At 67.4% G+C, this 20,863-nt stretch carries 24 protein-coding genes; 9 read left to right on the top strand and 15 right to left on the bottom strand.

Annotation, left to right across the window (positions count from 1 at the left end):
- Positions 1-27 precede the first annotated feature (27 nt).
- From DOE79_RS04085 to DOE79_RS04055, 7 genes are all read right to left on the bottom strand, one after another.
- Positions 28-381, bottom strand: coding sequence for an ArsR/SmtB family transcription factor (locus DOE79_RS04085; RefSeq protein WP_120337407.1), 354 nt, complete (start codon positions 379-381; stop codon positions 28-30).
- 196 nt (positions 382-577) lie between these two features.
- The gene (locus DOE79_RS04080; RefSeq protein ID WP_120337406.1) at positions 578-1,378 is read right to left on the bottom strand and encodes a hypothetical protein; all 801 of its coding nucleotides are present in this window, start codon (positions 1,376-1,378) and stop codon (positions 578-580) included.
- A complete protein-coding gene (locus tag DOE79_RS04075; protein ID WP_120337405.1) occupies positions 1,359-1,574 on the bottom strand; it encodes a hypothetical protein in 216 nt (71 codons plus the stop codon). Before DOE79_RS04075 ends, DOE79_RS04080 begins: the two co-directional genes overlap by 20 nt.
- Positions 1,574-1,867: a hypothetical protein gene (locus DOE79_RS04070; RefSeq protein WP_120337404.1), complete on the bottom strand. Its 294-nt coding sequence runs from the start codon at positions 1,865-1,867 to the stop codon at positions 1,574-1,576. Before DOE79_RS04070 ends, DOE79_RS04075 begins: the two co-directional genes overlap by 1 nt.
- Before the next feature lie 12 nt (positions 1,868-1,879).
- On the bottom strand, positions 1,880-2,170 hold the full coding sequence (locus tag DOE79_RS04065; protein WP_120337403.1) for an HAD family hydrolase: 291 nt from the start codon (positions 2,168-2,170) through the stop codon (positions 1,880-1,882).
- Positions 2,171-2,264: 94 nt separating this feature from the next.
- Positions 2,265-2,912 (bottom strand): NAD(P)-dependent oxidoreductase, encoded by a 648-nt coding sequence (locus DOE79_RS04060; RefSeq protein ID WP_120337402.1) that lies wholly within the window; start codon positions 2,910-2,912, stop codon positions 2,265-2,267.
- Positions 2,909-3,850 carry a zinc-binding alcohol dehydrogenase family protein gene (locus tag DOE79_RS04055; RefSeq protein ID WP_245977107.1) on the bottom strand — a complete coding sequence of 314 codons (942 nt, stop codon included), beginning with the start codon at positions 3,848-3,850 and terminating at the stop codon, positions 2,909-2,911. The genes DOE79_RS04060 and DOE79_RS04055 overlap by 4 nt, the downstream gene beginning before the upstream one ends.
- Before the next feature lie 280 nt (positions 3,851-4,130).
- On the opposite strand from DOE79_RS04055, the gene DOE79_RS04050 reads away from it, so the two are divergent.
- Complete coding sequence (locus tag DOE79_RS04050) at positions 4,131-4,688, top strand: TetR family transcriptional regulator (RefSeq protein ID WP_162942592.1); 558 nt, start codon at positions 4,131-4,133, stop codon at positions 4,686-4,688.
- 32 nt (positions 4,689-4,720) lie between these two features.
- On the opposite strand, the gene DOE79_RS04045 is transcribed toward DOE79_RS04050, so the two are convergent.
- Positions 4,721-6,385 carry a serine hydrolase gene (locus tag DOE79_RS04045; RefSeq protein WP_245977106.1) on the bottom strand — a complete coding sequence of 555 codons (1,665 nt, stop codon included), beginning with the start codon at positions 6,383-6,385 and terminating at the stop codon, positions 4,721-4,723.
- Between the two features lie 169 nt (positions 6,386-6,554).
- On the opposite strand from DOE79_RS04045, the gene DOE79_RS04040 reads away from it, so the two are divergent.
- Complete coding sequence (locus tag DOE79_RS04040) at positions 6,555-7,502, top strand: hypothetical protein (RefSeq protein WP_120337398.1); 948 nt, start codon at positions 6,555-6,557, stop codon at positions 7,500-7,502.
- A 94-nt stretch (positions 7,503-7,596) separates the two neighbouring features.
- Positions 7,597-8,253 (top strand): histidine phosphatase family protein, encoded by a 657-nt coding sequence (locus DOE79_RS04035; RefSeq protein WP_120337397.1) that lies wholly within the window; start codon positions 7,597-7,599, stop codon positions 8,251-8,253.
- A 63-nt stretch (positions 8,254-8,316) separates the two neighbouring features.
- On the opposite strand, the gene DOE79_RS04030 is transcribed toward DOE79_RS04035, so the two are convergent.
- Complete coding sequence (locus DOE79_RS04030; protein ID WP_120337396.1) at positions 8,317-8,907, bottom strand: hypothetical protein; 591 nt, start codon at positions 8,905-8,907, stop codon at positions 8,317-8,319.
- 257 nt (positions 8,908-9,164) lie between these two features.
- Positions 9,165-9,965, bottom strand: a complete 801-nt coding sequence (locus tag DOE79_RS04025; RefSeq protein WP_120337395.1) for a GNAT family N-acetyltransferase — start codon at positions 9,963-9,965, stop codon at positions 9,165-9,167.
- A 207-nt stretch (positions 9,966-10,172) separates the two neighbouring features.
- Here DOE79_RS04025 and DOE79_RS04020 point away from each other — a divergent pair, with 207 nt between their 5' ends.
- On the top strand, positions 10,173-11,081 hold the full coding sequence (locus DOE79_RS04020; protein WP_120337394.1) for a hypothetical protein: 909 nt from the start codon (positions 10,173-10,175) through the stop codon (positions 11,079-11,081).
- Positions 11,082-11,169: 88 nt separating this feature from the next.
- On the opposite strand, the gene DOE79_RS04015 is transcribed toward DOE79_RS04020, so the two are convergent.
- Positions 11,170-11,994, bottom strand: a complete 825-nt coding sequence (locus tag DOE79_RS04015; protein ID WP_120337393.1) for an ABC transporter permease — start codon at positions 11,992-11,994, stop codon at positions 11,170-11,172.
- On the bottom strand, positions 11,991-12,887 hold the full coding sequence (locus tag DOE79_RS04010) for an ABC transporter ATP-binding protein (RefSeq protein ID WP_181445857.1): 897 nt from the start codon (positions 12,885-12,887) through the stop codon (positions 11,991-11,993). Before DOE79_RS04010 ends, DOE79_RS04015 begins: the two co-directional genes overlap by 4 nt.
- A 129-nt stretch (positions 12,888-13,016) precedes the next feature.
- Here DOE79_RS04010 and DOE79_RS04005 point away from each other — a divergent pair, with 129 nt between their 5' ends.
- Positions 13,017-14,342, top strand: a complete 1,326-nt coding sequence (locus tag DOE79_RS04005; protein ID WP_245977105.1) for a sensor histidine kinase — start codon at positions 13,017-13,019, stop codon at positions 14,340-14,342.
- Complete coding sequence (locus DOE79_RS04000) at positions 14,333-14,995, top strand: response regulator (RefSeq protein WP_120337391.1); 663 nt, start codon at positions 14,333-14,335, stop codon at positions 14,993-14,995. Before DOE79_RS04005 ends, DOE79_RS04000 begins: the two co-directional genes overlap by 10 nt.
- An 18-nt stretch (positions 14,996-15,013) precedes the next feature.
- On the opposite strand, the gene DOE79_RS03995 is transcribed toward DOE79_RS04000, so the two are convergent.
- Positions 15,014-15,961 (bottom strand): GlxA family transcriptional regulator, encoded by a 948-nt coding sequence (locus DOE79_RS03995; RefSeq protein ID WP_181445856.1) that lies wholly within the window; start codon positions 15,959-15,961, stop codon positions 15,014-15,016.
- A gap of 128 nt (positions 15,962-16,089) precedes the next feature.
- Between DOE79_RS03995 and DOE79_RS03990 the strand changes: the two genes are divergently transcribed.
- The 3 genes from DOE79_RS03990 to DOE79_RS03980 all read left to right on the top strand — a co-directional run bounded on the left by DOE79_RS03990 (position 16,090) and on the right by DOE79_RS03980 (position 19,140).
- On the top strand, positions 16,090-16,743 hold the full coding sequence (locus tag DOE79_RS03990; protein WP_120337389.1) for an isochorismatase family protein: 654 nt from the start codon (positions 16,090-16,092) through the stop codon (positions 16,741-16,743).
- A gap of 135 nt (positions 16,744-16,878) precedes the next feature.
- Complete coding sequence (locus tag DOE79_RS03985; protein ID WP_245977104.1) at positions 16,879-17,955, top strand: SGNH/GDSL hydrolase family protein; 1,077 nt, start codon at positions 16,879-16,881, stop codon at positions 17,953-17,955.
- A 129-nt stretch (positions 17,956-18,084) separates the two neighbouring features.
- A complete protein-coding gene (locus tag DOE79_RS03980) occupies positions 18,085-19,140 on the top strand; it encodes a DNA polymerase IV (protein ID WP_120337387.1) in 1,056 nt (351 codons plus the stop codon).
- A gap of 37 nt (positions 19,141-19,177) precedes the next feature.
- On the opposite strand, the gene DOE79_RS03975 is transcribed toward DOE79_RS03980, so the two are convergent.
- On the bottom strand, positions 19,178-20,047 hold the full coding sequence (locus tag DOE79_RS03975) for a dihydrodipicolinate synthase family protein (RefSeq protein WP_120337386.1): 870 nt from the start codon (positions 20,045-20,047) through the stop codon (positions 19,178-19,180).
- Positions 20,048-20,051: 4 nt separating this feature from the next.
- Positions 20,052-20,861, bottom strand: coding sequence for an SDR family oxidoreductase (locus DOE79_RS03970; protein WP_245977103.1), 810 nt, complete (start codon positions 20,859-20,861; stop codon positions 20,052-20,054).
- Positions 20,862-20,863: the final 2 nt, after the last annotated feature.

Here is a 20,863-nt window from a genome sequence, read left to right as displayed (position 1 = left end):
CGGTTTCGCATCCGGTGAGCGAGTGCGTCACTGCGCCTGCAGCTCCTCCGCGATCTGCTTGATCGTGGCCAGCCGGCGGTCCCACTGCGCCCCGATCAGGTCGAGCTGCCGAGCGATCTCCGTGAGCTGGCTGCCCAGCACACGGTACTGGACTTCGCGGCCCACTCGCACGGGCTCCACCAGTCCGACGTCCTGCAGCACGGCCAGGTGCTTGGCGATCGCCTGGCGTGAGACGGGGAGGATCTCGGCGAGGGCGGACGCCGACGCATCCGCCCCGCCGAGTGCTGCCAGGATGCTCCAGCGCATGCCATCGCCGAGGGCGGCGAAGACGGGAACAAGAGTGTGGTCACTCTGATCCTTCGAGGTAGGCAACCAGTTCATCAAGCTCGAAGTCCCAGCCACCGCGGTTGCTCTCCATGCCCGCAGACGGGTCGCGGAGGGCGTCGAAACGATTCGACGACCGTGAGCTGGGTGCCGGCCCCCACCGATTCGAGGGTGAAACGGAAGACGGTGGTCTCACCCGACTCGAGAGTGGATGCGGTGGCGTTGCTGTCCAGGCGTTCGTGATGGCGCGCTCTCACGCCGCCAGCTGCTGAGCGGCGTAGAGCACGCACAGGTACGCCGCCGGAAACGCCCAGACAAAGGTGTTCAGCCCCATCACACACGCACACGCGACATGGAAGGCCAGCCCCAGCGCCAGATACGCGATTGTGACTGGGGGCGCGGCGACAAGGGCGACCCAGAAGGTGCACTCGAACGCGACGACGCTCCACGATGCCGCTCTTCCGATCCAGACACTCCTATTCAGCACATGGGATGCGAAGGCGCGACCGTGCGCCTCGGAACCCATGATGATCGGCATCGCCTGACCACTTCGCCAGGCCGGTGAGAAAACCTTGGTCAGGCCTGCCGCCGTGTAGGCGAGGGTTGATTGGGCGGCGATGAACCAGACCGCGAACACCACGGTCACGTCGTGGTCCGGAGCGACAAGTCCCACGAGGGCGGCGAACAGGACCAACGTGGTCATCTGTTCAGCCCCGTCGCTGGCGAGCACGCGGCGCTGCCGCACCACAGCCTGCCCCGATAGCCCGACCAGGAGTGCTGGAACCGCGACGGGGGCGTAGGCACCAAATAGTACGAGGAGCGCCCCGCTGGCCAGGTTCGTCCACAACGCGATGGGAAATGCCCGCCGAAGGAGGACGTGCCTTTCGATGCCTCGCTTGTACACGCGTGCCAGGGCTTCAGAGAAGGGCCCGGCTGCGCCGAATGCGACGCGCCTGATAGCGAGTTGCTCCGCCGCAGAGATGCAGAAACCGATGGCCGCTATCCGAATCGCGAAATCGAGGGCGAATGCGGCGCTAATCGAGGGGATGCTCATTCGAGAGCACCGCTACCGTGAGCTCGCGTGCCGAGCCGTGACCCTCTGTCATGACAACCGTGAACTGGCGGGCGGTCGCCGTCGTATCGGCGCGTGGCTGCGCCATGACCCAGGTGAGCATCGCCAGGTAGGCCAACGACAGTTGGACGGCTCCCACCTCCTGATACGAATCCTTCGTCTTCGCGAATCCGTTCATCAGGTCGAGCAGGGCCTTTCGCTCGAAGCGACCGGGGTTCCAGATGCACTCCAGCCGTGTCCTCGGGGGATGGGAACCTCCACCCAGGCTCCCCAGTCATCGGCAACGCGGTCCCGGTAGACCACGTGGTTGCCCGCAAAGCCCGGGTCTGGCGCGAAGAAGCCCCAGTACGGCAGGAACATCAGGGGGTCGTACTTTGCTACGGTCTTCTCCCAGCGCGGCCAGTCAAGCTGGTTGAGGGCGCTGCCAGTCAGAATCGCCACGAAGACAGCGGCGACGATGCTCTCCCACACGGGACTCGACCTTTATTGAGTGCGCTCGTGTAGAAGCTGCCCTCTGATCTCGATCAGCTCACCGAGTGTCGGCGAAGCATCGAGCTCGTGCTCCAGACGGACGATCTCACGAATGATCTCGCGGTCGTGCTCGTTGAACACCAGCTTCCCCTTTGCCTCGCAGGTGATCGCCCCGCAGCAACAGACGTCGCTCTGGGCTTTGACGCTGTCTCCCAGCGTGAGGCCTTGTTCCTGCAGCAAACCGATCAAACCGTCCAAGTGGCGTAGTTCGCCGTATGAGAGTGGGGCGGTTGGCTTCTCCATCGGATCCTCCTCGGTTCTCGCGCGGCTGAGATACCGACAGTATGGACCTCATATTTCGATCGAGGAAGGATCTCCGGCGCCGCGCGGGTCCGGACTATTTCCGGTAGCTGCTGAGGTCGCAGGTGTGAATGGCGGTCGGATCCGACAGGAGTCGGTAGTTGTGGGCTGCGCAGTCTCGGAAGGTCGCGATACTCACCCTGCGACGGGATCGCTCGAGATCGCCTCGTGACGGTCCGTCCGAGCCGATTCCGGCCCGGTGGACCATCCATTCGATGTCCATGGCTTCGTCGGTCAGATAGCGCATGACCGCTTCATTGTCTTTGTGCTGACCGCTGTACCCGCGCGCGATCGTGTTTCTGATCAGCCACAACGCCGGCGACAGCTTCCGGTTCGGAGGTGCGCTGAGTCCGCCCGCCTGGTAGAGAAAGCGGCTGACGCCGTGGCGGCGCATGGCGGGCACCAGGTCGCGCACGAAGGTTGTGTTGATCTTCTGGGTCCTCTGCGCCTGGGCATCACCCAGCAGCGACACCACAACATCGGCGCCCTCGACGAGCCGGTCGAGATCGGGGGAGTCGGTGATCGACCCCTGGTAGATCTCGAGGTTGGGGATGGCGCCGTCGAGCTTGGCGGGGTTTCGGGCGAGAACCCGGACTCGGTGTCCGTCGTTCAGGGCCAGCGACAGGAAGTGCTTGCCGGTCTGTCCGGTTGCGCCGAACACGAGGAACGTCTGTCGGATGCTCACGGGGTGATGTCCTCTGCGGGGATGGTGACAACGAGCTTGGTCGCCGAGATGCCCTTGCGGAGAGCCGCCAGCGCTCGCGGCACCTGCTCGAGGCCGACCCCGACGATTTTCGGAGCGGGTGCCGGCCGGAACGCTCCGCTGCGGAGTGCGACCGGAAGGAAGTCCCGGAAGATGGCGGGACCGACAGGGGACTGCACGGGAGTGCCTCCCCAGATGCTCGTCACCCGGATGCCGCGCACACGTGCGAGGAGTGACCGCAAGCGGGTGAGCGGGTCGGGATAGGCGGACGCTATGTTCTTGGTGCCGGTGGTGCGGCCCGCGATGCGCAAAGCGTGGGTGAGCGCGCCTCCTCCGATCGCCATCGTGCCGGCCAGGTGGCGATGCCCGATCGCGTCCACGATCAGCCGGTCGACCTCGGGATCACGGTAGTCGAAGACCGCTTCCGCTCCCAAAGACCGCACGAAGTCGTGGTTTCGTCGCCCGGCTGTGGCGATCACCGTGTAGCCGCTGGCTCGCGCGAGCTGCACGGCGTTGCTGCCGACACTCGTCGAGGCACCCCACACCAGGACGACGTCTCCACGAGCCGACGGCGCGGAGGTCGGAAGCGGCAGAGCTAGCTGGTCCTTCTCGTACAGGCCTGCGGACGCGGTCGACACCCCGAGCGGCAGAACTGCCGCCTGCTCGAACGTCACGGTGTCGGGCAGTTCGGCGCAGACGCGCTCGAGAACCGTGACGTAGCGCTGGAAGCCACCCTCTTCGGAATTATTGCGCAGCCGCTCTTGCCCGGCCGCGTAGCCGACGACCCTCTCTCCCACCCGGAATCGTGTGCTGCCGCCGCCAACCGCGGCGATCTCACCGGCCACATCGCTGCCCAGGACGGTGGGATGCCGCACCCAGGGCGTAACGAGGCGACGGAATGGCCCGGTGATCGCGTCCACGGGGTTCACCGCTACCGCCCGAACTCGCACGACGACCTCACCTGGCCCCGGCGTGGGGAGGGTGGACGGTCGAACCTCAAAACGTCCTCCCGTGTCGAGAAGCCAAAGCGCTTCGTTCGCTGATCTCGCGTTGGTTCTACTCACGGGCGCAGGGCCGGCGGCTGCCGCGGAATCTGTAGGGTGACTGTCTACCGGTGACATGGGTGGCTCCTCGTGATTAATGACATCTCGTGTCATCATATGGGTCATTACACGTCATGTCATCACGTACACTCGTTTTATGCGATGGGCACCAGACGCACGCGGCCGTCTCCAAGGAGCGGCGCTTGAGCTGTTCTCCGAGCAGGGCTATTCGGCGACGACGGTTCCCCAGATCACCGCCCGGGCGGGACTGACGACGAGGACGTTCTTTCGCTATTTCGCCGACAAACGAGAAGTGATCTTCGGCGGCGACGAGATCCCGCGCCGCGCCGCCCGGCTGATCGCTGAGGCGCCCGAGGGCCTGGAGCCCATGGACGTCATCCGACTCGTGTTGCATCGGGTCGCAACCGAACAGTTCGAGGAGCATCGGAAGCAGACCGCGATGGTGCGCGCAATCATCCACTCGAACGACTCGCTCCGCGACCGTGATGCCCGTAAACGCGACGACCTCGTCCGTGCCGCTCGCGCCGCCTTCATCGCACGCGGCGAGGCACCCCTCAGGGCCACCGTCGTTGCGGAGCTGGGCATCCTCGTCTTCCAGGTGGCTCTCGACCAATGGGCCGTCAACGACGAAGCCCGATCGATGACGGGCGTCATCGATGACGTCATGACCATGGTCGCCGGGGTGTCTCCCTGACCCACCCCGGCGACTGGGTTCTTGCCTGAAGGTCAGCCGACGCGGGTGAAGACGCCGAGCCCGTTCGGCTCCTGGTCGGGCGCGGGAAACGTGTTGAAGTAGGTCAGGGTGACGCCGGTGATCTGCTCGCCCTCGCGGACGAAGACCGCTGAGGAGAGCGAGCCGGGGAGCGCATTCTCACCGGTCGGCACGAAGGACAGTGTGTCGCCGTCCCACGGATCGAGCTCGAACGTGTAGCCGCCGTCGGGGCCGAGGGCGCCGGTCAGGATACCGTTCTGCTCGCTCACGGTGAAGTCGCCGAAATAAGGGCTCGTGTACGTGCCGACGTAGTCCCCGGCCGGGCCTGTCGGCGCGGCATCCGTCGGTGGCTCCTCGCCGACGAGGTCGCCCGCCGGATCGGAGAATTCTGCGAACCTGGCCGGCCACAGGTCCAACCAGGGGCGCGTCTCCGCACCGAACTGGACGAGGTCGACGAACTCCGCGACGATTGCTTCTGGCACTCCGGAGGGTGCTCCGTTGGTGAGCACGACGATCCCCAGGTTCAGGTCGGGGATCATCGTGGCGTTGGTGGCGGCACCCCATCCGAATGCGCCCGAGTGGTTGATGTTGACGCGGCCGGTCACGGTGGCGCCGACGTTCGTGCCGAACCCGTAGTGCGAGGTGCGTGAGGTCAGGTTCTTGGCGTCGCCGCCGGTGATCGAATGGGCGGAATAGGTCTGTGCGAGCACGAGCGGATCGATGAATTGGGCGCCGTCGACCTCGCCGTCTGCCAGCACCATGGTCATCCACTTCGCAATGTCGCCGGCGGTCGAGGCGACGCCACCGGCCGGAGCCTCGGCATCCGCGTCACGGTCGAACAACTGCTCGTACCGGCCGTCGCCGGTGCGCGCGTGCATGGCCGCGCGATCGTCGGCGGCGAGGTAGTCCTCATGGAGGGTGGTTGTCGACGTCATGCCGAGCGGTTCGAACAGCAGCTCCTGGGCGGTCTGCGCCCACGTTTGCCCGCGCGACGCCGCGACGGCCTCGCCGCCCACCGTCAGCCCGAAGTTGGAGTACTGGTAGGTGTCGCGGAACGACGCCAGAGGTACCTGGTCGAGGTGAGCCAGGATGTAGTCGGCATCGAAGCCGATGTCCTCGAGGTCATCGCCGGCACCGGTGGGGATGCCGGTGCGGTGCGAGAAGAAGTCGGCGATCTTGCCGTGCTCGGTCACGTACGGGTCGCGCAGCGTGAAGTCGGGGAGGTAGGCGACGACCGGATCGTCCCAGGACAGATCGGGGTCGTCGGTGATCGCTTTGGCCACAATGCTCGACGAGAGTGGCTTGGACAACGAGGCGATCTGAAACACTGTGTCGACGTCGACGGGCTCCTGCGTCGTCACGTCCCGCACGCCGTATCCCTCGTCGAACACGACCTGTCCGTTCGAGACGACCGCGACTTGCGCGCCGGGCACCCCGGTTTGGTCGAGCGCCTTCTCGACGAACTGGGGGAGCGCATCGACGGCGGCGGACACGGCCGTATCGCGATCCGTGTAGAGATCGACGACGTCCTGGTTGGGCGCCTCGCCGAGCGCGACAGCGAGACCGGTGGAGGACGACGGGTCAGCGGTCGCAGCCGCGGTGCACGCCGTGATTCCCAGCGTGAGTGCTGCCGCCATTGACACGGCGACAACGCGTACACGGCCCTTGCTGCTGCTCATGCCATTCATGTTGTTGGCTCCCGTCGTTTGTGAACTTCGGTCTCGATAAGGAGCAGTGTGCATGGACACAAGCGGACAACCAACCTCCGCTTGCGGGCATGGCCGCTAGAGGGCGTCCGGATGCGGTCACCTGCGCCATCATGGTGCTGACGCGCGCTCGGAGGCGAACATGGACGATAGGGCACTTCTCGAATTGATCTACCGCAGCCGCCCGGAGACCGTGGCGGCGCTGGCCATCACGGCGCACACGGATGCGGGCGAGGTCGCCGAGGCCGTTGCGCGTCTCGCGCGGGACGGTGCGATCTCGGTGCACGATGGCACGATCGCGTATGCGACGCCGGCACTGTGGACGGCCGACGTGGTGCAGCGCGAAGTGCGTGCGCTGCGGCAGACGGCGAGCGAAGCCGCCTCGAGAATCGAGATGCTCGTTGCCGACCTGCCGCCTCTGTTGCGGCACTGGGCTGTGGGCGAGGCATCTGGTGATCTCGTCCCCATTTTCGTGCGCCACGGGCCGCAGGCGGCAGAAGACCTCTGGTACGACATCGCGCGGGACGAGAGCGACACAGCCTGGGCGGTGCTTCCCGATCTCGCACGCTACTTGCAGAGCGACCCCGCGCGCGCCGGCCGATTCGCCGAGGTATTCGCCGGCATGCGATCGGTGCGAGCCCTGGTGCCGCGTTCGTTGGCGGAGGACGACCGGCTCGTGGCGATAGCCGCGCGTTACGCGGCCGTCGGGGTGGAGTTCCGCCTGCTCGACGACCTTCCCAGTTGGTTCTGGATCGACGGTGAGGTGCTGGCCTTACCGATCGAATGGGGCGAGGGATGGCCGACCAGTGTCGTCGGTGTTCGGAGCGCCGCCCTCGCCGAGCTGGGGCGAAGCCTGTTCCGCGAGCTCTGGCGTCGCGGCGAGCCGATCATCGGTGTCGAACAGCCATGGGCACCGCTTCTGGTGCTGATGAAGCAGGGCGTCACCCTCGACGCGGCATCCCGCAGGCTCGGGATCAATCCGCGTACGGGTCGGCGCCGCATCGCGGCGGCGATGGAGCAATACGGTGTGTCGACCTTGTTCGCCTTGGGCGTGGCGTGGGCCGCAGACGGGAAGCCCACCGCACGCTGACCGGTGCTGTCCACTCGACGAGGTCACGGCCCGTTGCCATTTTCGCCACGCTGGACGCTCCCTCGAATTGGGGGCGCGATACTACTGTTGCCGTATGCTCACAAACGATCCGCTGCCCAACCGCCCCGCCCCGGATAACCCCTCCGGGAAGCTGATTCTTCTGCGTCACGGGGAGACGGAGTGGTCGAAGAGCGGCAAGCACACGGGGCTCACCGATGTTCCACTCACTGCCAGGGGAGAAGACCTCGCTCGCGGAGCGGGCAAGTTGGTGGCCGATTACGATTTCACGCTTGTGCTGACCTCGCCGCTGCAGCGCGCGCGTCAGACTGCTGAACTCGCCGGCCTGGACGCCGAGGTCGATCCGTTTCTCGTCGAGTGGGACTACGGCGGGTACGAGGGGCGTACAACCCGTGAGATCCGCAAGGAACTCGGCTACAACTGGAGCGCATTCACCCACGGCGTGATTCGCGGCGAGACCCCAGGCGAGACCGTGGAAGAGGTCGCCGCCCGCGCATCCCGTGTGCTCACCCGGGTGCTGCCGGCGATGGAGAAGGGAGATGTCGCCCTGATCGCGCACGGCCACTTCCTGCGTATCCTGACGGCCGTGTACCTGAGGCTGGCCCCGCGCTTCGGCGCTCAAATCACCCTGGATGCCGGATCGGTCTCCGTGCTCAGCTACTACCGCGAGCAGCCGGCCATCCTGTCGTGGAACTACGGGGCCGAACTGCCCATGGAGCCGTCCGAGTCCTGAGGGGCAGCCTACGCCGGTGACCAGGCGCAAGGGTGGTCGGCGACGCGTCACCTATGGGGCCGGTTAGGCTCTGTCGCTCGTGTCGGGGTTAGCCGGTCGAATGGGAACGTCAGCGGCGGTACGCCACTCGATAAGGCTGAGGGCTTCAAGCCAAGTCGGCACCGCGTCCGTCAAGACGATCCCCAGTGTGACGAGCAGGTTCGCAACCTCAGCGCTGGGGCGAATGCTCATGTCCTCAAGGGCGCTGGACACGGCGGAGAATGTGGACCGTTCCAAGGGTCCGTAGTCGCGCTGAGCGATCGCGATCGCCGCCAGTGCCTTATCGCCCGACCAGTTCACGAACTGCAACCGCGCGCGCGCCGTCTCCACCTGAATTCCCACAGCAAGGCCAGAGCGGTACTTTGTCGCTGACACAATGGCGGGAATCGGTATCGACAGGATCCCCTTCAACCGGTTCAACGAGTGTGGTTGGAAGGCTATCCGAGCCGTGGTGATGTGCAAATGCCCGCCGATGGCTTCCCTGTTCGCCATCCCGATCAGCCCCAAGAGCTGTCCGGTAGCGAACTCAGAGAGGCCGTAGTCCGTCGGCACGATCACTGCGTTGGCTTTGCTTGTCCCCAGGAGGACTTCGCCCGGCAGCAGGTCGAGGGCCATCAGCGCACACCGCCGCCCAGGAGTCTGTAGTACGACGACACCGATGCAGACGGTTTGCGTGTCTGCCCGTTCATGGCCCGAACGTACATCAGACCGAGGCGGTGCCGCTAGGTGTGTCTGTCGGGCCCGATTCACGGTGGCGAGGCGCCCTAGTTCTGTCAGTGCGACGGGCAGCGGCTCGAGAACAGGGGTGACCAACCGAGTAGTAGCGGCGCAGTCGGTCGGAGCCGGGAGCACCGTGCAGCCGGTCGGCGTTATCAGGGAGCGACGTGCTCCAACTGGGTTTGGATTTCGGTGTCCGCGAAGCCTAAGGCCCGATAGAGCCGGATGGCCGGCTCGTCGGGGTCGGCCACGATGACGAGGGTCGTCGCCGCCAGGTGGTCGACGGCATAGTGGCCGGCGAGGTGGACCAACGTGCCGGCAAATCCCCGCTGACGGAAACGTGGGTGGGTATCGACCGATTGATAGCGTGCCGTTCCGCTTCCGTCGCTGAAGATCCCGAGTCCCGACACCATTTCTCCATCGAGGAAGGCACCGAACCAGGACCCGTGATGTGCCCGCTGCAGTGCGCGCATCGAGCCGAGTCTCTGCTCGGTGAACTCGGCGTACCCGGCGATGTCGGCGGCGTTGGATTGCCTGAGCGCCCCGGCCTGGGCCCAGTCGCCGTCGTCGTTCGCATCGAGCCGGCGGAAAATGGCATCTGGAGTGGCCCTGCACGGTCTAAGCGGCGCTTCCTCGGACAGCGTCAGGACGACGGACCTCGTGACCTCGAGGTGCGCCGCGGCCAGGTCCGCGGTGTCGCCCGCCGCGCCATCCGTGCCGTCGACGCCGATCGAAAGATGCGATGAGCCCTGAAACATGCGGCCGAACTGTGCAGGCCAGGCAGCGGCCACACCGGGAGCGGGCGGGCGGTCGAACAGCAGGAAGTTTCCCCAGTGAAAGTCGGGGTTCGCGGGCGTGCGGACGACCAAATGGTCTGCCTGCCGGGTGATCGTGCTGCCTTGCAGCGCCAAGAGCATGAGATCGGTGCGGAAACCTAGCGAGTGGGTGTGGAACATCTGGTGCCTACTTCCGGTCGCATCCCACCTGGACGACCTGGCTTGAGGTCACCGTGTCTAGGGAGCTCCATAGTCCGAGCTTGGCTGATCACCGGAATGATGACGGTATCAACTCGGCCCCAGAACCGGGGTGGGCGGACTCGTTGTCAGAGGTGCCCCCTAGCTTGGTGATGCGGCACCGCTTGGGTGCCCGGATATGGGGCGGACATGTCAAACCAACACTCCCTCGACGCGAGCTCGCTTCGTGATGAGATCAACGCGTTATTCGGTGTGCGGTGGGACACCCTGGTTGAGTGGAGTGTCATCTCGTGGCTGAGCATCTGGTTCTGGACAACAATGACCGAGTCATGGGTTTCGACACCGTTGAGAGGGCCACTCACCGGGATCAACGAGTTTTTGGAAACACTCGATGTGGCACCCCCGAGCTGGTACCTGGATACGGTGGGGTGGCTCACGGACCCCACCCGGAACTGGCTGACGATGCCCCTGATCGTGATCGCGGTTGTTGCGAGTGTGACGGCCGTCCGGAGTCACCGCCTATCGGGACTACGCACGCTCGCGCTGGTGTCGGTCGCAGTTGCGGCCGAGATCGAAGGGAGCGTTCAGCCCGTGGCCTGGGTCCTGCTTCTATCCGCGCTGCCAGCTGGCATTGCCCTCTCAATTGGCCTGACGAAGCAGAGGCGCAATGGGAGTACGAGCGACTCGTACCAGTATTACTTTCCGCAGAGGATCGTGGCCGACTTCGTCTCTCGGATTGGGTTCCTGTTCCTGGCGCCAATCCTCGCGCCTCTGCTACTCGCAAGTCAGCTAGTGATCAGCTTCCGTACGAACCTGCCGTATGAGCCTGCCGTCGAGCTGAACGCGGAAGTTGTTTCCGTCATTAAGAAGGGTGGCAGCGAATCTGCCGCGGATTCAGACATGCTTGCTGCTCTTGCTGCAACCGCGGCGATCCAACTCGCTGGCAATCCATCATCGGAGGCACGCCGCATCGTTTCGGATCTTGGATACGAGCTCCGGACCCGTCGCAAGACGGTTGAAGATGAAGCCCGCCTGAGGCGCCTACGTGAAGCGTCCGGCCTTGACTGTGATCAGAGTATCCGTCCTCTGGTTTCTTGAAGCAAAAACCCGGTATCGGCGCCGTCCTCTCGGTCGACTGAGAACCAGAGCGCGGCCGGTCTCAGCGACCTAGTCTGCAGCGCGCGGGCTATGGCTCCCGCCGGGCAGTGCGCCATAGCCCGAATGCGAGCGGCACCGCGAGCCAGACCAAGAGGGATACGGCCAGGCGGGGCCAATCATCCGCGGTCATCGCGCCCATCATCAGCACGCTCAGGGTCTGATTCACGTCGAGCCACTCCGCCGGACCGCGCAGCGATTCGATCGTGAGAGTCAGCACCGTCCACACGGTCGGCAGGGCGAGGTAGGCCACGATCGCCACGGGCGTGCTCAGGAACGCGAGCCCGAACGCGACGCCCTGCCAGACGAGCAACACGAGCGCGAGCCCGCTGCCGGCGACGACGCCCCAGTCGAGCGCCCACGACCCGTCGCCGCCCTGCCAAACGATGCCCACCAGGTTGAGCACGGCACTGACCGCGAAGGTCACCGCCATCACGATGAGGCCCAATGCGCCCGCCGAGGCGAGCTTCGCCAGATTCACCCGGGTGCGCCGGGGTTCGAGGGTGAACGTCGTCAGCGCGGTGCGCGCCGACCACTCGCTCGTGGCGGCCATCACGCCGATCAGCGGCAGCAGCAGCAACTGCCCGAGCGAGGCGGACTGGCTGAGCATCGTCCAGGTGAGGGCCGCCGCATCCGCGGTGAACAGGGTGAGTACGATGAACCCGCAATTCACCAGGGCGATCGCCACGAGGAGCCACACACCCGCCCGGGTGTCGAGCTGTTTGCGCAGCTCCACCCGGCACAGCCGCAGAAACGGGATGCCGCCGGAGGCGGGGCGGAGTCCGGCCGTCTGCCCCGAGGGTGGCGCGTCAATGACGGAACCTACGGCTTGGTGGGTGCTGCGATACGCGGTCATGCGGAGACATCCTCTCGCCCGTGCTGGGCGGTCATGGTGAAGAACAGTTCCTCAAGCCCGGCGTTCGCGGCCGGACGGAGGTCGGTCACGACGATGGCCGAGCCGAGGGCGATTCGCCCGACGTCGTCGACCGTCGCGGAGGTGGTGATGCCGGCGCCCGTGGTGGCCACGTCGAACCCGGCGGCGATCAAGGCCGCGCCGAGGCGGGCGTCGTCGCGGCTCTGCACCTGGGTGCCCGGCACCGCGAGCAGCTCGGCGGCGCTGCCCTGGGCGAGCACGTGACCCTGGCCGATGATGACAAGGTCGTCGGCCACCGCCTCCACCTCGAGCAGCAGGTGGGAGGACAGCAGCACGGTGCCGCCCGCGGCGGCAAAGGAGGTGAGCAGGCCGCGCATCCAGCGGATACCGGCCGGGTCGAGGCCGTTGGCGGGTTCGTCGAGGATGAGCACCTGCGGGTCGCCGAGCAGCGCGGCGGCCAGTCCCAGCCGTTGCCGCATGCCCAGGGAGTAACCGCGGATGCGGGTGCCGCCCTCGCTCGGGGTGAGGCCGACGAGCTCGAGCACCTCCTCCACCCGGCGAGCGGGCAGGTTCATCAGCTGTGCGGAGATCGAGAGCGATTCCCGACCCGTGCGCCCGTTGTGCTGGGCGGCGGCGTCGAGCAGCACGCCCACGTGCCGGCCGGGATTTTCCAGGGCCCGGAACGGCACGCCGAGCACGGTGCTGCTGCCAGCGGTGGGGGAGGCCAAGCCGCACAGCATGCGCATAGTGGTGGATTTGCCGGCACCGTTGGGGCCGAGGAACCCGGTGACGCGTCCGGGCGAGGCGGTGAACGACACGTCGTCGACGGCGACCCGCGAGCGGTAACGCTTGGTGAGGTGTTCTGCGGTGATCATGTGGTCCATGGTTGCGGCGGGCCGTGCCGCGCGGATCGCGCTCCCGTCTCATTCGTCTCCACCTTTAGTCGGAGGCGGAAGGGCCACAGGGTGAATGGATGCTGAGAGCGCGCCGTTTACGCTGGACACGTGACCGCCCGACTGAGCACCACCCCACTCGACCGTGCCGTGCCGATGCCGGCACCCCGGTTGCGGCTCTGGTCGCGCCTCTGGCGCTACCTCGTCGTGGTAGCGGTGGGCGTGCTGGTGCTCTTCGTCAACCTGGCGGAGTTCCTCGGGCAGGATCCCACCGCCCTCTCGGATGAGGCGAGCGCCCTCATCGGCGGCTTTGTGCTCCTCGACCTGCTGCTCGGCGTGATCGCTATCTGCCTGCTGTCGCTGCGCCGCCGTCGGCCCGTGCTGACCGCGGTGCTTACCGCCAGCCTGTCGGCCGTGTCGGTCTTCGCGGTAGGAGCGGCAGCCCTGGCCATCGTGTCGATGAGCACCCGCCGGCGCTGGAAGCCGGTGGTGGCGGTCGGCTTCGTCTGGGTCGCCGCCACGGCGTTCTACGAGTTGGTGCTTCGATCGAGCATTCCGGGTGTGACGGTCGATTCCGCTCTCAGTTGGGCATCCGGCGGGCTCGCCATCGCGATCTACGCGATCTGCGCGAGCACCGGGTTCTACATCGGAGCGCGTCGCGACCTTGTCGCCTCGCTGCGCGACCGGGCCGAGAACGCCGAACGCGAGCAGGCGTTGCGTGAGGAGTCGGCGCGGGAGTCCGAGCGCACCCGCATCGCCCGGGAAATGCACGACGTGCTGGCCCACCACATCTCACTGCTGTCCCTGCACGCCGGCGTGCTCACCTACCGCACCGATCTGACCCGGCAGGAAACGGTCGATGCGGCCACGATCATCCAGAACAACGCCCAGCTGGCGCTGACCGAACTGCGGCAGATTCTCGGCGTGCTGCGCAGCCGCGACGACGAGGAGGGCGCCGCCGGTTCCGGCCTCGCCGAGCCTCCGCAGCCCACTCTGGCCGAACTGCCCGCTCTGCTGGCCGATTCCCGGGAGGGCGGCATGCGCGTGTCCCTGGATGCGAGCGGTCTCGGTGACGGAGCGGCGCCGGTCGGCGGCGGTGAGCGTGCCGCCTCCCCGTCGACGGGTGGCCGGCCTGAGTTCGACGGGCTGTCCGAGTCGGTCTCCCGCGCCGCGTATCGCATCATCCAGGAGGCCCTCACGAACGCGCGCAAGCATGCGGCCGGCGCCCCCGTCACGTTGGAGATCGACCGGCACGGCGGCGAGCTGCTCGTCGTGGTGCGGAACCCGCTCGGCGGCAGCACGGTTGGGCCGGGCCTGAGTAGCGGCATGGGGTTGACCGGTCTGCGCGAGCGGGCCCAGCTCGCCGGCGGCAGCCTCGCGCACGGCACCGACAGCGACGGCGGCTTCGTCGTGACAGCGAGGCTGCCATGGCAGTGAACATCCGCGTCGCGATCGTCGACGACGACGCCCTCGTGCGGGCGGGCCTGCGCATGATCCTCGGCGGAGACCCGTCGATTGAGATCGTCGGCGAAGCCGCCGATGGGCGGGAGGCCCTCGACCTCATCGCCCGGGTCGGCCCGCACGTCGTGCTGATGGACATCCGGATGCCCCGCCTGGACGGACTCGAGACCACCCGATCACTGACGGCGCGCGGCGACCGCGCTCGGGTGATCGTGCTGACGACCTTCGACACCGACGAGCTGGTGCTCACCGCCCTGCGGCACGGCGCCGTCGGGTTCCTGCTGAAAGACACCCCGCCGGCCGACATCGTCGACGCGGTGCGCCGGGTCGCTGCCGGGGAGTCGACGCTGTCGCCGAGCGTGACGGCGCAGCTGATCGCCACCGTGACCAGCGGCAGCGACGGGCGGCGGCAGCGCGCGAGTCTGCTGCTGGAGCGGCTGACCGAGCGGGAACGCGAGGTGGCCGTCTCGGTCGGGCACGGGCTGTCGAACGCGGAGATCGCCGCGCAACTGTTCATGGGCGTGGCGACGGTCAAGACTCACGTCGGCCACGTGTTCGCCAAGCTCGAGGTGACGAACCGCGTGCAGGTGGCCCGTACCGTCCACGACGCGGGGCTGACGGGGGAGTAGGCGGCCGTCAAGGGCGCATCAGCGGCGGGCGTCGAATCGGTGCCGGTAGTTGGACGGCGTGCACCCGAACGCCGCGAGGAAACTCTGCCGGAGGGTGACCGGGTTGCCAAAGCCGCACGAGTCCGAGACCTGGTCGATGGACAGGCTGGTCGTTTCGAGCAGTCGACGCGCCTCGTCCAAACGGCGCGAGCGCACCCAGGCGGCCGGCGTGGCTCCGGTTTGTGCGCGGAATGACCGAGTAAAAGTGCGCCGGCTCATGTGGGCCGCAGCGGCGAGCCGGTCGACGCCGAGGTCGCCGTTGAGATGCGTCAGCGCCCACCCGGTCGCCCGTGCGATCGGATCGCTGGTGCCATTGTTTGACACGGGATGTTCGATGTACTGGGCTTGCCCACCTTCGCGGTGAGGCGCAACGACCAACGAGCGCGCCACCCGGTTGGCCGCATCGGCCCCGAGGCGTGAGCGAATGAAGTGGAGGCAGGCGTCCAGGCCGGAGGCGGTGCCGGCCGAGGTGAGCACATCACCGAGGTCGACGTACAGTGCCGAGGCGTTGACGGTGAGGTCGGGGTGGCGCGCGGCGAGGCGTTCCACCGCGTGCCAGTGAGTCGCTGCGGAACGGCCGGTGAGGAGTCCGGCATCGGCCACGGCGATCGCTCCCAGGCAGAGCCCGATAATCACCGCTCCTCTGGCGTGCGCGGCGTGCAGCACCGTGCGAAGAGCCGGACCCAGCGTGCGTCCGTCTTCCGCCCACGACGGGACGACGACGACGTCGGCGTCCGTCGCATCCGCCGCGCCGCTGATGCCGCTCAGCCGATAGCCCTCGGCGGTGCGGATGGAGCCGGCGCGGTCGGAGAACAGGACCGTGGTCCACTGGGCGATACCCAGCTGGGTGACTTCATCGAACACGAGCTGCGGCGTCGAGAGGTGGAACATCGTTACGCCGTCGAATGCGTAAATGGCGATCTTCACAAAAACTCCACCCGTTTGGCCTGAATCCATCGTATTGCGTCTTTTACGCCAATGGCGGGCGCTCGTCGGGCTCGCGACGATGGAGGAAGCACAACCGTTAGAGCCCCAACCTGAGGAGTCACTCACCCATGAACAGCCCCCGTCGTGCACTGATTCTTGTCGATGTGCAGCAGGACTACTTCAGCGGTCCGCTGGAGATCCAGTACCCGCCCCACACCGCCTCGTTGCCACGGATCACCGCCGCCATCGACACGGCTACCTCTGCGGGGATCCCGATCGCCGTCATTCAGCATTGCTCTGGCGACGCGGCACCGGTCTTCAACCCGACGACGGACGGCTTCGCGTTGCATCCCGACGTCGAGAACCGCCGGCGCCCCGAGTGGAAGTCTATGACGAAGCAATTCGGCACGGTGTTCGCCGGCACAGATCTTCTCGACTGGCTGCGAGAGCGCGAGATCGACACGATCACCCTCGTGGGCTACATGACGAATAACTGCATTCTCGCGTCGGCCGCCGAGTCGGAGACCCACGGGCTCGCCGCCGAGGTGCTCGCGGATGCGACCGGAGCCATCAATATCGCCAACGAAGCGGGCTTCGCCGATGCGAAGACCGTGCACATGACCCTCATGGCGCTGTTGCACTCGAACTTCGCCGCGGTCGCTACCACGGAGGCCTGGACCGAGGCCGTCGCTGCCACCTCCGCGCTGCCGAAGGGAGACCTCGGAAGCTCTGCCGTCCTCGGCGCGGCGTCAAGCCTACAGACCATTGGGAAAAACCTATAGGGTGTAGTTTGATGTGTTCGGTCGGGCGTTGCAGGTCGAACCCTCAACTCATCTGGAGGTATCGCCATGATCGTCACCCCGATCTCATTGCCGTTGGTCCACGGCGTCGCTGAACTGGAACCGACACAGAGGGGCATGCGTCCACACCGGCTTCCGGTCTGGGTGCGGGAGCAGTTTCCCGACCCGCAGTTGCTGTCCGTCGAGAGCCAGCCCTCCGGGGTGCGCCTCGTCTTCGACTCGGCTGCCGAACGCATGGAGGTCGTGGTGCACCCCACCCGATCGCAATACCGGGGAGTGTCCCGGCCGCGGGGTCGCATCGATGTCTTCATCGACGGCGAAATAGCAGTGAGCGACGAGTTGACCGGGGGAGACGTCCTCGAGGTCGACCTCCAGACCGGCGCGACCGCCCTGCATGCCGGGCCCTCGCACACCACCACTCTGAGCGGCGTGCCTTCGGGCACAAAACGGTTCGAGGTCTGGCTGCCGCACAACGAATCGGTCGAGCTGATCCACGTCCACTCCGATGTGGCCCTTCTCCCCGTCTCACCGGCGGGCGCGGTGTGGATGCATCACGGCAGTTCCATCAGCCACGGCTCGAACGCGACCGCGCCCAGCCAGATCTGGCCGGCGGTCGCCGCGCGGGCCGGTGGCGTCGAACTGCTCAACCTCGGGTTCGGCGGAAGCGCGATGGTCGACCCGTTCCTCGCCCGCGTCATGCGCGACACCCCGGCCGATGTGATCAGCGTGAAGCTCGGCATCAACGTCGTGAATGTGGACGCAATGCGGCTCCGGGCCTTCGTGCCCGCCGTGCACGGCTTCCTCGACACCATTCGGGACGGGCATCCGGAGACCCCACTCGTGCTCATCTCGCCGATCTTCTGCGGTATCCACGAGCACGCGGCCGGACCGGGGGCGTTCGATCCGGCGGCGTTGGCCGAAGGGAAGGTCCGATTCGTCGCCACCGGAACGCCGGATGACACGTCGCAGGGGCGGCTGACGCTCACCGTTATCAGGGATGCACTGCAGACCCTGCTCGAGCGACGCTCCGCCGACCCCAACCTGTACTATCTCGACGGCACCGAGCTGTTCGGCGCGACGGATGCGGCCGTCCTCCCGCTTCCCGACGGCCTGCACCCGGGGCCCGAGGCCCACCAGCTCATTGGAGAGCGCTTCGCCGCGTTCGCCTTCTCGCCTGCAGGACCGTTCGCGTGAGGTCGCTCGACCTCGGGCCGGATTCGACGTCGGCACGGCCGCGCTCGCTGAGCCCGCCCACCGCCGGCGTCGACGGAGACGTCCCGGTCGGGTTCGGGGCACACTGGTGGCGTCAGCGGAATCCCTTGGGTGCTGCACGTGGATCTCGACCAGTTCATCGCTGCGGTCGAGGTTCTGCGGCGCCCGGAGCTGGCCGGCTTGCCGATCATTGTCGGCGGGCGGGGTGACCCCACCGAACGCGCGGTCGTGTCGACCGCGTCGTACGAGGCCCGGGCGTTCGGCGTGGGGTCCGGCATGCCGCTGCGCATCGCGGCCCGGAAGGTGCCCGACGCGGTGATCCTGCCCGTCGATGCGGAGGAGTACCTCGCGGCGTCGGAGACCGTGATGGGAACTCTGCGCGGGCAACCGGGCGCCACCGTGCAGGTGTTGGGCTGGGACGAAGCCTTCATCGGCATCACCACGGATGATCCGGAAGGCTATGCCCGGCAGCTGCAGGCCGCGGTCTTGGAGCGAACCCGGTTGCACTGCAGTGTGGGCATCGGCGACACCCTGGTGCGCGCCAAGGTCGCCACCGGGTTCGGCAAACCGGCCGGAGTGTTCCGGCTCACGGCGGACAACTGGCTCGACGTCATGGGCGATCGGCCGACCCGCGAGCTGTGGGGCGTGGGAGCCAAGGTGTCGGGCCGGCTGGCCAAACTGGGCATCCACACCGTCGCCGAGCTTGCCGCGTGCGACCCGGCGGATCTGGTGCCGGAGTTCGGGCCCAAGATGGGGCCGTGGTACGCCGAACTCGGCCGCGGGGACGGCGCTAGCGTGGTCGACGACACCCCGTGGGTGGCCCGGGGGCACAGCCGGGAGATCACCTTCCAGCAGGACCTGACCGAGCCCGCCCAGGTCGACGACGCCGTGCGGGAACTGACCAAGCGGGTGCTGGAGGACGTCGTGGCCGAGGGGCGGCCCGTCATCGGGTTGACCCTCAAGATCCGGTACGCGCCGTTCGCCACCACGACCCGGGCGCGGAGGATTCCCGCCACCTCCGACGGAGCCGAGATCCTCGCCCGGGCCGTGGACCTCGCCGCCGAGATCGAACCGGGCCGTCCCATCCGGCTCCTCGGGTTGCGCGCCGAGATGGCGATGCCCGACGACGCCCGGCAGGGGCACACACCGACGCGCGGAGGATGGTGAGGGCGCCCCGGTTCCGGACGGCGTTGATTCGGCGGCCCTACTTGAAGAGGGGAGTGACGCGGGCGATCTCCGCGAGCGCGTCGGCGCTGGGCGGGGCGATGGCCATGCGGGTGGTGCCGCCATTGATCCCGAGCAGACGGTAGGCCGCCTTCATTCGGCCCATGTCACCGGCGATGGCTGAGACCACGGTGTCGACATCCGCCTGTGCCGCCGCGAGCCGGGCGGGGTCGCCGGAATCGGCGGCCGCGGCCAGCGCGCGGAACGGTTTCGGGAGCACCGAGGAGATTCCTGAGATGACCCCCTGCGCGCCGGCGTCTGCTGCCGCGGCGAGTTCGGCGTCGGCGCCGGTGTAGAGCAGGAAGCCCTCGGGCACGACCGCACGGTATTGCGCGATCAGTGCGAGGGGTTCCTCACTCACCTTGGCGCCCACGATGTTGGGCAGCTGGGCGAGTTCGGCCATCAGATCAACGCTCACGAAGTTGCCGCTGCGCTTCTGGTAGACGTAGATGTAGACCGCCAGCCCGGCGGATGCCGCGTCCACGGCGGTGAAGAACTCCCGGAGGGCGTCGTCGGTCGAGGGCAAGTAATACGGGGTGAGAACCGCGATCTCGGTGGCGCCGAGGTCGCGGGCCTGGCCGATGAGCCGCAGCACCTCGTACAGGCTCGGCGCACCCACGTGCACCACAACGCGCATCACCGGCGACAGCTCCTCCAGGCTGAGGGCGGTGAGTTGCCCGCGTTCCTCGAAGCTGAGGGAGGGGAACTCGCCGGTGGTGCCGAGCACGAAGGCGCCCTCGTTGCCGGAGGCGGCGACGTAGCGGAGGATGTCCCGGGAGCCTTCCAGGTCGAGGCGGCCGTCCTCGTGGAAGGCAACGGGCACTGCGGTGAGGATATCGCGGCGTGTCATGGGTTCACTTTCTGTTGGCGGGGCTGGGGGCCGGCTCAGTGGCGGGCTGCGCGGCCGCATGGGCGGCCGAGTACGAGGTGTTGCTGGTCGGCGTGATAACGAGTTCGTTGACGCAGACCCGGGCGGGCAACGCCGCCAGGTAACGCACGACATCACCGATGTCGTCAGGGGAGAGCATCAGCGCCTGTTCGGCATCCGTGGGCACGACCGGCCTGGTCTTGAGGATCTCCGTGCGCACCTCGCCCGGACACAGGTGGGTGGCGCGGATGCCGTGGTCGCGTTCCTGAACGTTGAGCGTTTCGGTGAGCACGCCCAGACCGGTCTTGCTGGTGGAGTAGGCGGCGCCCGCCGTGGGCGCGAAACGCCACGCGGCCCACGATGAGACGAGGATCACCAGGCCGTTCCCGCCGGCGCGCATCCCGGGCAGCACGGTGTGGATGGCGCGCATCGCCCCGGTGAGGTTGACGTCGAGAACCCGGGCGAAGTCCGCCGGGCTGGTGTCGGCCCAGTAGCGCTGGGGCGTGTTGGTGCCGGCCGAGTAGACGAGCGCGGTCACCGGTCCGTGCTCGGCGGCGATCTGCTCGTGGGCGGCGGCGAGGGCGCCCGGCCCGTCGGCGGCTGCGACATCGACGGGCAGGGCGATGATCCGGCCGCCCGCTGAGCGATCGCCCGCGGCGGCCACGTCACGCAGTTCGGCGTCGCGACGGCCGGAGACGATCACGGTGTGACCGGATGCCGCCAGCGCGAGAGCCGCGCCGGCGCCGATCCCGCTGCCGCCGCCCACCACCCAGGCGACGCGCGAGCCGGTGGCCACGG

Source organism: Cryobacterium soli (assembly GCF_003611035.1).
GTDB lineage: Bacteria > Actinomycetota > Actinomycetes > Actinomycetales > Microbacteriaceae > Cryobacterium > Cryobacterium soli.
This window is presented reverse-complemented; position numbering and strand designations above follow the sequence as displayed.

Bases quoted from the DNA above. Each gene is read 5' to 3' on its own strand.
- DOE79_RS04015 (WP_120337393.1), bottom strand. From the start codon at position 11,994: ATGACCGCGTATCGCAGCACCCACCAAGCCGTAGGTTCCGTCATTGAC.
- DOE79_RS04040 (WP_120337398.1), top strand. From the start codon at position 6,555: ATGGACGATAGGGCACTTCTCGAATTGATCTACCGCAGCCGCCCGGAG.
- DOE79_RS04025 (WP_120337395.1), bottom strand. From the start codon at position 9,965: ATGTTCCACACCCACTCGCTAGGTTTCCGCACCGATCTCATGCTCTTG.
- DOE79_RS04045 (WP_245977106.1), bottom strand. From the start codon at position 6,385: ATGAGCAGCAGCAAGGGCCGTGTACGCGTTGTCGCCGTGTCAATGGCG.
- DOE79_RS04030 (WP_120337396.1), bottom strand. From the start codon at position 8,907: ATGGCCCTCGACCTGCTGCCGGGCGAAGTCCTCCTGGGGACAAGCAAA.
- DOE79_RS03975 (WP_120337386.1), bottom strand. From the start codon at position 20,047: ATGACACGCCGCGATATCCTCACCGCAGTGCCCGTTGCCTTCCACGAG.
- DOE79_RS04000 (WP_120337391.1), top strand. From the start codon at position 14,333: ATGGCAGTGAACATCCGCGTCGCGATCGTCGACGACGACGCCCTCGTG.
- DOE79_RS04080 (WP_120337406.1), bottom strand. From the start codon at position 1,378: ATGAGCATCCCCTCGATTAGCGCCGCATTCGCCCTCGATTTCGCGATT.
- DOE79_RS04085 (WP_120337407.1), bottom strand. From the start codon at position 381: ATGAACTGGTTGCCTACCTCGAAGGATCAGAGTGACCACACTCTTGTT.
- DOE79_RS03990 (WP_120337389.1), top strand. From the start codon at position 16,090: ATGAACAGCCCCCGTCGTGCACTGATTCTTGTCGATGTGCAGCAGGAC.
- DOE79_RS04010 (WP_181445857.1), bottom strand. From the start codon at position 12,887: ATGATCACCGCAGAACACCTCACCAAGCGTTACCGCTCGCGGGTCGCC.
- DOE79_RS04035 (WP_120337397.1), top strand. From the start codon at position 7,597: ATGCTCACAAACGATCCGCTGCCCAACCGCCCCGCCCCGGATAACCCC.
- DOE79_RS03985 (WP_245977104.1), top strand. From the start codon at position 16,879: ATGCGTCCACACCGGCTTCCGGTCTGGGTGCGGGAGCAGTTTCCCGAC.
- DOE79_RS04075 (WP_120337405.1), bottom strand. From the start codon at position 1,574: ATGAACGGATTCGCGAAGACGAAGGATTCGTATCAGGAGGTGGGAGCC.
- DOE79_RS04050 (WP_162942592.1), top strand. From the start codon at position 4,131: ATGCGATGGGCACCAGACGCACGCGGCCGTCTCCAAGGAGCGGCGCTT.
- DOE79_RS04065 (WP_120337403.1), bottom strand. From the start codon at position 2,170: ATGGAGAAGCCAACCGCCCCACTCTCATACGGCGAACTACGCCACTTG.
- DOE79_RS04020 (WP_120337394.1), top strand. From the start codon at position 10,173: ATGTCAAACCAACACTCCCTCGACGCGAGCTCGCTTCGTGATGAGATC.